Below are 13780 nucleotides of genomic sequence, written 5' to 3'. Positions count from 1 at the left end.
ATGTGGCTAGGCGCTGGCCACCGCCAGCAGCTTCTCGACCTGGTAGCCGCTGGCGTCGGCGCTCTCGGCCAGCTCATCCAGGGCGGCGTGGGCATCGCTGGCCCCGCCTAGGTCGGCCAGCAGCCCCAGCCAGCCCAGCAGTTCGTCCAGGCACTCCTTGCTGAACCACAGCACGCCGTTGTAGCGGTTGATCTGCAGCAGCTGGTGGGTGTCTGGCTCGGCGAACAGGTGCTCCAGCAGCGCGGGCGCGTCGGCGACCTGCGCAAACCAGACCTGCTCGGCGACCAGCCGCTTGACCAGCAGGGCCTGCCGCGAGGCGGTCTGCTCGCTGGCCCCCAGCTGGGCGAACAGGTTGCGCAGCACCATGCCCAGCATCAGGTCGTCGAACATGCCCAGGCTCTGCTCGCCGTCGGCCTCGGGCGTGTCCAGCTTGCCCAGGGCGTGCAGGAACAGCCACGACCACAGCACCGGCATGTCGGCGGGGGCGACCGCGCTGGCCACCACCTCGCGCTGCCGCACGATCTCCTCCAGCGTGGCGAGCACAGCGTCGGCCACATCCTGCGGGTCGCCCGCCGCGCCGGTGAAGCGGCAGATCGCCTGGCCCAGCGCCAGCGTGCGCCGCTCGATCGTGGGCCAGAGCGCGATCTCGCTCTCGCCATCCAGCAGCGCGCCCTCGCGCAGGTCGGTGGCCTGTTCCAGCTCCTCGTCCACCTCATCGGCGAAGCTGGCCGACGATACCTCAAGCTCCTCCACCTGGTCGACCCACTCGGCGTCGGCAGCCTCCTCAGCCTGCTCATCCTGCAGCAGGGCGGCCAGCTCGCCGAACAGCTCGGCGTTCAGCAGCTCGCGCAGCGGGGCGTGCACCGGGCGCAGGTAGATCTCCTGGATGGCCTCGTTGATGCTGGGCACGCCGCGTCCGTTCAGCAGGCTGTTCAGCTCGCGGTAGGTGTGGTTCTGGTCGTCCAGTACCTCGCGGAAGTCGAGGAACACGTGGCACTTGTAGGCCTCTAGCTCCACGTAGAGGCCCTGCTCGACGATGCCTCGGCTGGGGCGGATGTACTCTAGCCCCACCACATGGTCGCGGAAGATCACAAAGTGGTCGTCGCTGCCCACCAGGCCCAGCCCTTGGCCCACGCTCTTCTGGGTCAGGCTGCGGTCGCTGCCCTGGCGGGCCATGTAGGCCGCCGAGGTGCGCACCCAGCCGCGCGCGCTGGCGTAGGCGTTGTGGTAGATCACTAGGCCGCGCTCGTCGCCGTGGCGGTTGGAGAAGGCGTAGACGTTCTCGTTCACGTGGCCGTCGGTGCTGTAGAAGTCGTACAGCAGGAAGTCGGACACGTCGGCGAACAGGTAGCGCTTGTGCATCAGCGGGAAGATCTCGCGCTCGTGGCGGGCGACCAGATCCTGGTCAACCTGCTCCTCCCAGTAGGCGCGCTGGTACTCCATGCCGTACTTCTCGCCGAAGCCCTCGATCTGGCCGTGGCCGAACATCGGCAGTCCCGGCAGCGTGATCATCAGCGTGAGGATGCCGAAGTACTTATCGCCCTTGCCAAACTGCTCGACGGCGGTCTTCTCGTCGGGGTTGTTCATGAAGTTGACATAGCGCTTGAGGATCTCGGGGTCGAACTCAAGCGTGTTCTTCATCAGCGTGCGGTACTTGGCGTTGTCCTCGTCGCGCAGCAGGTGCATGAAGGCCGAGTTGTAGACGCGGTGCATGCCCAGCGTGCGCACGAAGTAGCTCTCCATCAGCCAGAAGGCCTCGGCCAGCAGCAGGGTGTCGGGGGCCTCTACGGCGGCACGGTCCACCACCTCGCGCCAGAACTCCTGCGGCATCAGGCGGTCGAACTCGGCCTTGGTGATGGCGAAGTCGGCGCGCGAGGCGATATCGCCGCCGCTGCCCGGCTCGGGGAACCACAGCCGCTCGTAGTGCTTTTTGGCCAGGGTCATGGCCGCATCGAAGCGGATGATCGGGAACTGCCGCGCCACGTGCAGAATGGTCTGGATCACGGCCTCGCGCACCGCCGGGTTCAGGTAGTTGAGCTGGGCGGTGTCGTTCCAGGGCATGGATGTGCCGTCGTTGCCGTGGTAGATGTAGGTGGTGTGGCCGGAGTGGTGGTCCACGCGCTTGAACACCACGCTGGCGTCGTTCTTGGTGTAGTAGTGGTCTTCGAGGTAGATGCCCACGCGGCCATCGTTCGAGAGGTTCGGGCCGCTGAAGGTGTACGAGGGAAAGGGCGGGTAGTCGGTCTGCACGAAGTAGTCGGGGTGCTCCACCACCCAGCGCCCGTCGATGCCCACGTGGTTAGGCACCATGTCCGATGCCAGGCGGATGCCGCGCTGCCATGCGCGGTGCCGCAGGTTCTGGCAGGCCTCCTCGCCGCCTAGCGCCTGGGCGATCTGGTAGTCGTAGAGCGAGTAGGCCGAGGCCACCGCGTCGCTGTTGCCCATGATCTGCTTGATGCGGCGCGAGGCCTCGCTGCGCTCCCACAGGCCGATCAGCCACAGGCCGGTGATGCCCCAGCGCGCGTAGGTGTCCAGCTCCTCGTCGGGGATATCGGCCAGGGTGCGGATGGGGCGGTCGTACTTCTTGCTCAGCTGGTCGAGCCACACGTAGGCGTTTTTGGCGATCATCACCAGGCGCGGCATCCACTCGCGGTCCTGGGTGAAGTTCTCCACATCCTCGCCGGTGTGCGAGAAGTCGTCGATCAGCACCTGGGGCGGCCCGAAGCCGCCGCCGAACACCGGCTTCTCCTCCTCGTGGATCATGTCTAGGCTGCCCAGCAGTCGGAAGAGGTACTCGCCGATCACCGAGCCCCAGCGGGCGCGGATGAAGTTCAGTTGGGCCTCCAGCGAGTCGGGGTGGGCGCGCATGGGGGCCAGCAGCACATCCAGCAGCGTCACGCCACGGTCGCGGGCGCTGGCCGCTGCCATGATGCCCTCGACGCCCACGCCGTCGTCGAGCGTGACGCGCGGCTGGCTCTCGAAGAAGGTGGGGAAGAACGCCGCGATCTGCAGGTAGGCGGTCTTCTGCGCCAGGTTGCCATCCGAGAACAGCTCTTTGAAGGGTGCGAAGGCCGGGTTGATGTTCGACATCCACAGCAGCAGCAGCTCTTCGAGCAGCAACTCTTTGTTGGGGGTGCCGCCGGTATCACCAGACACATACTGGGCCACCGTCTGCTCGCTGCGGTAGACCGCCAGCGGGGGGAACTCATCCGCAAAGTGATGTAAGGTCTTCTCCACCGCTTCGACCCCCAGGCTGGCGTTGAGCCCCTGCAGCAGGTTGCTCAGCAGGTTGGGGTTTTTGGTGGTGCGATACCAGCGCACGATGTGGTGCGAGATCTCGTGGATGAGGCCCAGGGCGTTCAGTTGCCCTGCGCGCACGGCCTGCTCGGGGTTCTTGGCCAGGTTGCGCTGCTGGTTCATGCGCTGCGCGAAGATGCGTGCGGCACGCAGGTTGGCGAAAATGACCTCGCCGTTGGTGGCGTAGAAGGTCTGGTCAAATTTGTAGCGGTCGCGCGCGGTGCGGGAGACGTGGAACTCGCGCAGTATAGCCTCGTCGTTCATCAACATAAGCACCCTCACAGCCTCTCTGACGGTAGGCGACGATTCTCAGGCGGCTCCATTGCCGCGCTCTTCTTGGCATACTTCACATCTTGTGCCATGGATCAGCGTGCGAGGCTTGCTTGGGCGAGACAGAGCAGGACATGCCATGGCATGCTGCGGGCTGCCTTGGGTGGGCGCACGTTGTCTATGTGCGTGGAACTCGTACGATGCGATGTGCTATGCCTAGTATACCGTTCGGTACCTTGCCCGTCAAGTGGTAGATTGGGCAGGGCCGCTGCGTTTTTATTCGGCAGCAGGTTTTACCACCAAGACTCCAAGACACCAAGGAACACAAGACCCTATTTCCCACGAAGACGCGAAGGTTTTTCTTACCATATTTCCCACGAAGACGCGAAGGTTTTTCTTACCATTCCTTCGAGCTTTCGCGTCTTCGTGGGAAAGAATCTTCAATGAATCAAGAACGCATAGGCCCTGTTGGGCGAAGCCGCAGCGGCCCGCCAACCACATGTTGGTCGGCGGGCCGCTGCGTTTGGCTCGGGCCAGTGCGGGGCTAGTTGGTGATGATGGGCAGGAAGGCGCGGTCGCCCTGGTAGAGCGGGGTGGCGATCGCATCCTCGCCGCTGGCCGAGAGCGTGATCTCTTTGCCATCCTCAGGGCTGTTGAGGAAGGCGATCTCGGCCTGGCCGTTCACCACCTTCGCGCGCCCGATCGGCAGGCCATCCTGCAGGGCGGTGATGGTCGCGCCATCCTGCGGGTAGCTCACCACCCAGCGGCTGGTCTCCTTCAGCTTGATGACCGTCGAGATCGGCAGGGTGAGGATGTAGGGGTTGCTGGTGCGGATCTCCATGGTCGGGTCGCCGTAGACATGCCACGCGGCCAGCTCGAACTGCACATTGCTGTTGCCGATGCCGTGCTCGCTGACCATGTAGGTCTTGGCGTAGTTCAGGATGTCGCCTAGGCGCTTGATCGAGGTGGTGCCGCCGTAGGATGGCAGCGTGCTCGGCCAGATCGCGTCGAAGAAGCCGCGAGTGAGCGTGTTGTTCTGCACGGTCGGGCTGTCGCGGGTGTCGCCCAGCACGCCCACCGCGCCGCCCTCCATGCGCAGCATCTTCTCGGCAAAATAGACGCCGGTGTTGCCGCTGCCGTCGGTCTCGTTGTCGAAGTAGCCGCTGGAGCAGTTCACGCTGAACACCACCGGCGTGAGGTTGCCATTCGTTAGGCTGTCGAGGTCGCCTGTGTGGAAGTCTGGGTCTCCCCAGCCGCCTTTGGAGCCGTGGTCGCGGTGCAGCACTAGGAAGCGCCCGGCGTTGATCGCGTTGACGATGTCGGTGGTGCTGCCGTTCCAGGCGAAGCCGCTGGCCGGGGCCAGCTCGGCGGGCAGGCTGGTGCCGTTGTAGTAGCGGCGCGGGGTGGTGTCGGCCACGGCGGCGCTGGCGTAGTCGGTGTTGGTGGTGTAGATGCGCTGCACCGTGTAGCCCTTGGCCAGCATGGCGTTGCGCACCAGCTCGGATGTCTCGATAAACCAGCGCATGTCGGTGCCCGCCGCCACGCCGCCGCCGGTCTGGCAGCACTGGAAGAACGAGGCGATGCTGGCGTTGCGGTAGAAGGCCGTGTTAAAGGGCGGGTTCTTTTCATACTTGATAATCTTATTGACCACCACCTGGGCCTGCTCCAGCGTGTCCACCGGGATGCGGCCCAGCGCCAGATCGGGCAGGATATCGGCGTTGTCCATCAGGCTGTAGTCCAGATCGGTGCCGGTGCTGCCGCGGTAGAACGGCGGGATGTGCTCGGCGTCGCCCAGCAGCAGCACATACGAGAGCCGGATGGCGCAGGTGCTGAAGCGGTTGCGGATGTACTGCTGGATCTGCTCTTTGGTGGTGCCGGCCTGCCCGCTGGCGCTGCCCGTCTCCACCACCACAGTGGAGATGCCCTTGTCGATCTTCCAGCTGCGCAGGCTGTCGGCGGCGGTGCGCAGGGCGGGCGGCGTGACGATCAGGAACTCGGAGCCGAAGCAGATCCGGGGCTGGAAGACCGTGATGCGCGGGTTCTGCACCACCGCCTCGTAGTTGATCACCCCGGCGTAGGTGTTGCTGGCCTGATCTTCAAAGGGGTTGAGCGCCGCGCTGTCGATAAACTTGCCGTCAAAGCTCCTGTCGCCCACAAAGCTGAGGCTGACGGTGATATCGCTGAACAGGATCAGCTCTTTTAGCCCGGCGCTATACTGCCCAACGGCGATATCGAGTGCGTAGAGCTGCAGGTCGCGCACCTTGCCCAGCGGCGTGGTGGTGACCAGCTTGGCGCTGTCGGGGATGTAGGCGCGGTTGAGGTAGGCCTTGTCGTCGTACTGGAAGGGCTTGTCTTTGAAATCGTCCGGCCCCTCATCCACCGGCAGCTCCTGGATGGGGTAGAGCAGCACGTTGCTCTGCTGGTCGCGCACTTTGGGCGTGTCGTAGGTCACCGAGATCGCGGTGGTTCCAGGGGGCACGGCCACGATCCGGCGGTAGTAGGGCATCTCGGGGGTGCCGATGCCCTGCTCGGTGTTATCGGTGGCGCTGTCGGGCAGCACCAGCCGCGTGAAGTCGAGCGGCTGGCCGCTGGCCACCTCGCGGGTGAGCGTCACCTGCGCGGCCTCGGGGAAGGTGAAGGTGGCGCTGTAGCCGTTGCCGTCGGCGGCCCGCACTGCGGTGCGCAGCAGCGGTGGTGCGGCGGCGGATGCCGTGGGCGCGGCGGTGGGCGCGGCGGGGCTGGCTAGCCCCAGCGCCGCCACGGCGAGGATGCATGCCCGCATGAATGAGCTTCGCTTCATCGTCTTCTCTCCTCCTTGATATGGGTATTGAGATATGGCGACACAGGCGGGGTGTGTTGGGGGGTGTGAGTGACTCATTCAACGGCATGTGCGAGGAGATTCGGGGATACATTTGGGCCAGCCGCGCCGCCCGTGCTCGGCTGGCCTACGCGGCTAGCGGTAGCCGGTGGTGTCGGCGGGCCGGCCCGCGTCCTGCACCTCGACGAGGTAGCGCCAGGCGTCGGGGCGCGACCCATCCAGGTCCGTAAAGCCGTAGACCTGGGCCAGCTGCCCGCTGGAGAGCGACTGGCCGTTCCAGCGCGCCACCTCGGGGTCGGCGGCCAGGGCGGCCACGGCGCGGCCCACATAGCGCGTGGTCTCGGAGATGGCGAAGTGCGGCTCGCCCACCGTCGCGTCGCGCCAGCGCTCCTCGGTCACGCCGAAGGTCTCCAGCATGATCTCCGAGCGCATCCAGCCGGGCGTCAGGGCCAGGGCCGTCGCGCCGCGCGGGCCAAGCTCCTGGGCCTGCGCCCATGCCAGGCGCAGCACCGCCGCCTTGGCTAGGTCGTAGAAGGCCGACACGCGGTAGGTGCTGGCGTTGTACTCGGCGGTGCCGTCCGTCATCTCCACCACCAGGCCGCCGGGACGGCGCAGCAGCAGCGGCAGCGCGAAGTGGCTGGTGATCAGGTGGGTGTCCACGGCCAGGTGCAGCAGGCGCAGCCCGCGCTCTAGCGAGTGCTCCCAGAGCGGCTTGTCCCACTCGAATAGCAGCTCGCCGCCCCAGATATCGTTCACCAGCAGGTCGAGCCGCCCCTGCTCGGCGTCGATGCGCTCGATCAGCCGCCGCACCTGCTCGGGGTCCAGGTGGTCGACTTGCACGGCGATGCCAGTGCCGCCCGCCTGCGCTACCAGCTCCGCCGTCTCCTCGATCGTCTCGGGGCGGTCGTACTCCGATCGGGCGGCGCGGGTGCTCCTGCCGGTCACATACACGGTCGCGCCCGCCGCGCCCAGCTCCACCGCGATGCCGCGCCCGGCCCCGCGCGTGCCCCCGGCCACCAGTGCCACCTTGCCCGCAAGCGTGCTCTGCATAGCGCCTCCTTCACAGCATAGGATGAGAGGCCCATTGTACGCGGGCGGCGTGTCAGGTAGGGTCACATGGCTGTGCGCGGGGGCTTCTGGCCTCAGCAGGTGTCACGTTGTCGGGTGATCCAAGACATTTTTGGTGAAATGGCGCGTTGTCGTCGGATCGGCCTGGGCGCGCCTGCGTCGATAGTGGTCGTGCTTGGATGGTGGTGCATGCCCTGTGCGGTATGATCGCAGGCGACATGGGCGCAGTTCTCATGGGCACCATGGTTTGCGTCAGCGATACGATGGGTATGCCCCGGTACACGGTTTTGATCCATTTGCCGCATCCAGAGGCCTCACCCAAGAAAGTGACACCATGTGAAGGCTTCGGCCATGCACGCCGATGGCGCAGTCGTTGCTAGCTCGGCCTCTCCGTGTTTGCACAAAGGTCGGCTGGTAGATATCTGGTGTGCTCATATTGCCTAACTTTTATCCAGCGGCTTGCGCATGTCGATCACCCACTCCGCGCCGGAGTGCTCCACGCCCTGCGAGTCGGTGAAGCGCCACTGGCTGTGGTAGGGCGCATCCTGAAGCGGCGCATAGCCCAGGCGGCGGTAGAGCGCTAGCGCGCGCGGGTTCTCCAGCGGCTCCACGCTCAGGTGCAGCGCGGCCTTGCCGCAGGCGGCGGCCAGCTGCTCCATGGCCCCCAGCAGGGCGCGGCCATAGCCCTGGCCGCGCTGGGCCGCATCCACAAACAGGTCGATGACCATGGGAAACTGGCCGTGCGGGTCGTCCCAGCGCTCGGGCCGCTCGATCTGCAGCACGCCGAAGCCGACGATATCCTGCCCGCGCGCGGCCACCAGGTAGGCTGAGGCCACACCATCGCTGGCCAGGATGCGGTCGGCGTGGATCCCAGGCATCTCGGCGTAGCGCACGCGGCACAGCGCGGCCAGATCGGGCAGCAGCGCGGGGCGGATGCAGAGCGCCTTGCTCATGCCTTGGCCTCCGCCGCGCTGGCCTGCTGCGCCAGGTAGCGCTGGCACTGCTCGATCACATAGGGGTGGGCGCGGCGGTACTCCTGGAAGATCGCGAAGATCCGGCAGGCGTCGCCCAGCGCGCGGTGCGGCTTGATGATGTGGCGGTGCTCGCGCGGCACCGCGTAGCGGAAGTTGGCCGTGCCAAACTGCGCCCCGTTGCTGCGGAAGCCCAGCACGCCCGAGATCTTGTCGAGCGAGAACACGTAGCCCACCTCGCGCTGGAGGATGCGCTGGAGATCGCTGATGTTCAGCCGGATGGTGTCGACACGGGCCTGGTTCAGCAGCTTGATATCGTTCCTGCCGCCAAACAGAATGGTGTGCTGCACCCGTTCAGCCGCCACAACCGCATTGACCGCGCCACGCAGCTCGTCTAGCGCGGCGCGATAGAGCGTGTGGATGCGCTGCCTGTCCTGCTTGCCCAGGCGGAACCGGCTGTCGAAGGGCTTCTGATGCTCATCTCTAGCCAGGTTCACCACGCTCTCGCTGTAGCCGATGGTCTTGCCCGCGCCGTCCACGCGGTTTCTGCGGATGACCAGGTCGATGTCGAGGGCGATCTTGCGGCTGACGAAGGTCGGCGCGCCCGCCTCGCCGTGGGCGATCACCATGCCGATCTCGGTGGGGAAGAACTCGCGCCCGGCGGTGCCGTAGATCTGGCCCCACTCAAGATCGAGAAACACAATGCTCATACGAAAAAGGTACTCTCATTCACACGATAATCCGCGCATAGTATACCGCACACCCACGCTAGAAATCGCAGCTGTCGGGCGTGCCCGTCAGCTCGGCCCAGCGCGCCGCCAGCAGCCGCGCGTAGTCGCGGGGCCGCAGCCCGTAGGAGCCGAGCGCGAAGCCGTCGTTGGCCTCGATCAGCAGGGTGCGCCCGCGCTCGTCGAGCGCGAAGTCGAGCGCGCCGCCCCTGGGCTGGCCATGCCACGCCGCCACGGCCTGCTCGATCACGGCGGGGTCGAAGTGCAGCCGCCAGTCGCCACGGTAGGGCCGCACATCCAGCACCTGCCCGTAGCGCACAAAGCAGCGCCACTCGGCCAGCATGCGCACCGGCTCCGAGCACCACACCGGCGTGTCTGCCCCCTGGCTGCCGCAGCCCACCAGGTCGCGCGGGCCGCGCACCAGCACGCCCGTGAAGGTCTTGGCATCGTCGCGCGGCTTCACGAACACCGGCCACATGTCGGGCTGCGCGGCCACCGCGTTGATGCTGGATGCCCAGATCTTGCGGCCCAGCAGATGCCGCAGTGCGTCGGGGTAGGTGGGCAGGCTCGGCGGGGCGATGCCCAGGTGGCGCAGCGCCGCGCAGGTCTCGTCGATGAAGTCGACGACCACATCCTCGCGCTCAAGCTGGGGCAGGATGTTGCGCACATCCTGGTAGCGCAGGCACTCCCAGCCCAGATCGCGGAAGCCCTCGGCGGCGCTGGCGAAGCTGGCGGACGGGTACGCGTGCTGCTCGTCGGCGCGGAAGAACGCGCGCATAGGCTTTCTCCAAACATTCGGGCGGATGTCTCAAGTATAGCGGCGCTGGGCCGCGTGGCATCGGGCTGCGGGCGGGTTGGCACGGGGCTATGCTTTCCAGATAAACGAACCGATTTACCACAAAGGCACGAAGACACAAAGGGGGGCAGGGCAGAATGGGCAAGCGGGACACAGGATCTTACCTGTCCCCTGCTGCCGCTGGGCCTGTGTGATGCGATCCGTGAGGTAGGGACGGGCCTCGTGCCCGCCCGCACCGCATCCATTGCGCACATCGAAGAGGGTTGCGATGACGGTGATGCATCCGGCGCCCGCCCCTACACCCACTGCGGATCATTGCGGGCATCGGGTTGGGGGCGATGATCGCAATGCAGCATCATCCACAACCGATCGCGCATAGTTTCCAAAAGGTTGTGGGAAACCCGCAAAATGCGATCCTATGTGAGATCGATACCCCCGCACGGGGTTCCTAGGGGCAGGCCCCCGCACATGATGTCACTTTTCTAGGTGGCTCATTTGGAAGCGGCGAAACGCATTATTATGCGTGCCAAGCCCTGCCGACCATGAACCATGTACCAAACCATGATCGTGGCATGCCAGCCCACCTGGCCCATGCGGCGAAGGCGCCGCGAGAGTCTTGATGGCTATATGCACGAATGCCCGCCGCCAGGAAACGGCATCGGAACGCCCAAAATTGGGGGTTTCGAAGGGGGTGACACCCCCTCGCGGGGTTCCTAGGGGCAGGCCCCTAGGCGCTGCCCGCGCAGGGCATCCACCCACCAAACATCGACCAATGCCATCGCCGAATGAAAAAACGCCCAGCGCCGACGGGAAAAGTGACACCTGTTGAGGGCAGGCCCCCCTAGGTACCGCCCACGCAGGGCATCCACCAACCAACTAGGCGGAACCACCATGGGGGATATGGCACTGAGGTCGGGCCGACCGGCTAGCACAGCAAGCATTGCTCACAATTGGCCCAACGGGGGCTACGAGTTCCATGTTGCAGAATAGTCATGAGAAAGCCATTGCTCGGCTAGATCGGCAGCGTCAGGCGGTAGCGCATGGCCGCGATCCGCAGCGCCGTGACCGTGAGGATGCAACCCAGCGTGGCCGCCATGGGGTCGCCGCCCAGCAGGATGACGCCCATGTACAGCGCCCCGCCGATGAACGAGCAGGTGGCGTACAGCTCGGAGCGCTGGAACACCACCGGCACCTCGTTGCAGATGATGTCGCGCACCACCCCGCCGAACACGCACGTGACCACGCCCATCAGGATGGCCACGAACACCCCCGTGCCCGCCTGGTAGGCGCGGTAGCAGCCGGTGGCGGTGAACAGCCCCACGCCCAGCGCATCGAGGATGAGCACGCCGCGCTGCGCCCAGGGCCGCGAGAAGCTGCGCTGGCGGAACAGCGCGGCCACCAGGCACAGGATGAAGATCATCATGGGGTACTCGGGCTGGGCGATCCAGAACAGCGGGTACTGGTCGATCAGGATGTCGCGCACGGTGCCGCCGCCGATGGCGGTGATCATGGCCACCGAGTAGAGTCCCACCAGGTCCATCTGCTTCTTGCGGGCCTCGATGATGCCCGACCAGGCGAAGGCCAGCGTGCCCACGATCTCAATGCATTTGATGAAGAAGTCCATACCGGATGTTTGGCGTTCCCTCGGGGGCTGCCCACTGGCGCGAAACGGCTTCGCGGCCACCACGTTGTGCCCGCCTGCCCCACCCAGCGGAAGCGCGATTCTACCACACCCGCCCGCCCCGCCCGATGCGCGTCGCGCAACGCCGCGTGCAGGTTTGGCCACGCAGATCGGCAGTCTCCAGGAGATTCGCCGGAAGACGATCAATATGCCAGCGTGCGCAGTTGAGCCCCAGCAGCACCTCAATATCAATGCCTAGCTGGCGTTTTTGGGCCAGCAGGCTGAGACCGTGGTGCAGCAGGACTTGGCCACAGCGATGACCGCGATGCTGGCCTAGGGGCAGGCGATCGTGGATCTCAAGCCGTGAGAAGGTCTTGATATCGTTCTGAGACAGACACGCACTAATTCTGTGCCCGTACACGCGGGCCGCTTTTTCTATACTCTGATGTAAAGAATTTTAGCGCAACATGTACACCAGGGAGGCGCGATGATTATCTATTCAACTACGATCACCTTTGAGTCCTCTACAACCATCCCGTCATTAGTTGAGAGCATTGCCTATTGGTTCCGGAAGAAGATCCATGTCGGTGTTGAGCTTGAGGATCTCTTGCGAACGGAGACGCGTTACCATGGGCGGCATATGGTAGAACTCGTCTGTAACGGAAATATGAGGCAGGAAGATATTGGAAGCTGGGCCATGCGCTACACCCATCCTGATGATAAGGTTGTAGGTCGCCAATGGTCAACAGAGGTTGGTATGCTTGTGGAGGAAGGGCTGATCCGTGTTTCGGTACTGCTCTCCACCAGCGAGATCAGTTCGCGAGTGCCGGCGGCGATTGAGGCGAGCCGACCATGGTTTGTGAATGAGATGCTGAACAATTCTATACCGATCCCAACAACGCCAGGCCTGTTTGTACATAGGATAGGCCAAGAAACGTTTCCCGATTTGCGGCGTCGGATTGAATCACGGGATCGCCGCCACCCAATCCTTATTGTGAGTGCGGCAAAAGATGGTAACTATCTGGTGGATGATGAGTTTTTGCTCCTCCAAGTTGCCACATTGGCCGATGTATATGTCCTTCCTCGGGGTGTTGATCATCATGATTCGAGCCGCCTCCTTGGTCAGTTCTACAATACCTGGGATGGTGCGGTAAAGATTGTCTGGCCCTACCATCGCAATGTAGCAGATTACGTTCCTGCAAATACCCGTTGGTTCTCTGCCGAGGATATTGCGGAAATAAAAAATGCTGGTGAAAAGCCGGAGCGACGCATATTGCAGACTCTCACGCATGGGACGAATCTTCCGCACATGCGCAAGCATATCACTCCAGAGCATGTGCGGGAAATTGCTCTCAGGCGTCAGCTTGAAGAATATGGGAAAAATACGCTTGAAAGCGATTTTCTTCTCACATATATCGAAGAGATCGAGAGAAACGCGAAGAGAGCAATACAAGATCTGAACGACCAAATAGGGATACTTACAGAGCAAAAAGAAGATCTTGATACAGCCCTTTTCGTAGAACGAGAAGCGAAACGACATCTTCAGACACGACTTGAGCAAGCGCAACTGAGCCGGAATCGGCGTCTGGATACAAAAGAGGCACTTGCACCCCTCAGAGCTGCGCTGAGTAAGGCCTGGAATAGAGATCTTTTGCTGACCGATGTGTTAGATATCATCAGCAATCTATTCCCAGATCGCGTAGTGGTGCTCGATAGTGCGTGCAAATCGGCCCGGGACGCGGTGCAGTTTGGGCAGGCGGAAGAGGTATTACAGTTGCTCTGGAAGCTCGCAACTGATTATTGGGAAGCGCTCAACAGTGGTCAGGGGGACAATGTAGCTCGTGCGATTTTTGGGTCGAGCTATGCAGCAAAAGAATCTGATACGGTGCGCAATACGTCACGTCTTGTGCAGTACCGAACCTTCACCTACCAATCTCAGCCCATAGTGATGCTTTCCCATCTCAAATTAGGGGTAAAAGATAGCGTCGCGCAAACGTGGCGAGCACATTTTGCCTGGCATGCAAAAGATCGGGTGATTGTGCTTGGGCACTGTGGGAAACACCTGCCGCTGAGCTAAGGCCACCCAAATGCTTGCTACTCGAAAACACCAAGATGTGGCGTTTTTGTTGACATGTAGGTATCCCTCGCCCTAGGTGCTGCGCACTCGCGGGGCCTGAATATTCGTTGATGGAGTCGAACCGCATGAAAGGG

The 13780-nt window shown here is 63.7% G+C and carries 8 protein-coding genes; 1 reads left to right on the top strand and 7 read right to left on the bottom strand.

Features of this window, described 5'->3' with window-relative positions; all coding sequences use genetic code 11:
• Positions 1–6 precede the first annotated feature (6 nt).
• The 7 genes from F8S13_19560 to F8S13_19530 all read right to left on the bottom strand — a co-directional run bounded on the left by F8S13_19560 (position 7) and on the right by F8S13_19530 (position 11572).
• Positions 7–3567 (bottom strand): alpha-amylase, encoded by a 3561-nt coding sequence (locus tag F8S13_19560; GenBank protein KAB8141295.1) that lies wholly within the window; start codon positions 3565–3567, stop codon positions 7–9.
• Positions 3568–4111: 544 nt separating this feature from the next.
• Positions 4112–6367, bottom strand: a complete 2256-nt coding sequence (locus F8S13_19555) for a hypothetical protein (protein KAB8141294.1) — start codon at positions 6365–6367, stop codon at positions 4112–4114.
• Between the two features lie 153 nt (positions 6368–6520).
• Entirely contained in the window at positions 6521–7435 is a 915-nt protein-coding gene (locus F8S13_19550; GenBank protein ID KAB8141293.1) for an SDR family oxidoreductase, read from the bottom strand.
• A gap of 458 nt (positions 7436–7893) precedes the next feature.
• Complete coding sequence (locus tag F8S13_19545) at positions 7894–8406, bottom strand: GNAT family N-acetyltransferase (GenBank protein ID KAB8141292.1); 513 nt, start codon at positions 8404–8406, stop codon at positions 7894–7896.
• Entirely contained in the window at positions 8403–9134 is a 732-nt protein-coding gene (locus tag F8S13_19540; GenBank protein ID KAB8141291.1) for a hypothetical protein, read from the bottom strand. The genes F8S13_19545 and F8S13_19540 overlap by 4 nt, the downstream gene beginning before the upstream one ends.
• A gap of 58 nt (positions 9135–9192) precedes the next feature.
• A complete protein-coding gene (locus F8S13_19535) occupies positions 9193–9930 on the bottom strand; it encodes a DUF4343 domain-containing protein (protein KAB8141290.1) in 738 nt (245 codons plus the stop codon).
• Positions 9931–10960: 1030 nt separating this feature from the next.
• Positions 10961–11572: a trimeric intracellular cation channel family protein gene (locus F8S13_19530; protein ID KAB8141289.1), complete on the bottom strand. Its 612-nt coding sequence runs from the start codon at positions 11570–11572 to the stop codon at positions 10961–10963.
• A gap of 484 nt (positions 11573–12056) precedes the next feature.
• Here F8S13_19530 and F8S13_19525 point away from each other — a divergent pair, with 484 nt between their 5' ends.
• Positions 12057–13646: a hypothetical protein gene (locus tag F8S13_19525; GenBank protein KAB8141288.1), complete on the top strand. Its 1590-nt coding sequence runs from the start codon at positions 12057–12059 to the stop codon at positions 13644–13646.
• Positions 13647–13780 lie beyond the last annotated feature (134 nt).

Source organism: Chloroflexia bacterium SDU3-3 (assembly GCA_009268125.1).
GTDB lineage: Bacteria > Chloroflexota > Chloroflexia > Chloroflexales > Roseiflexaceae > SDU3-3.
Note: the sequence above shows the minus strand (reverse complement) of the source record. Positions and strands in the feature narration are given on the sequence as shown.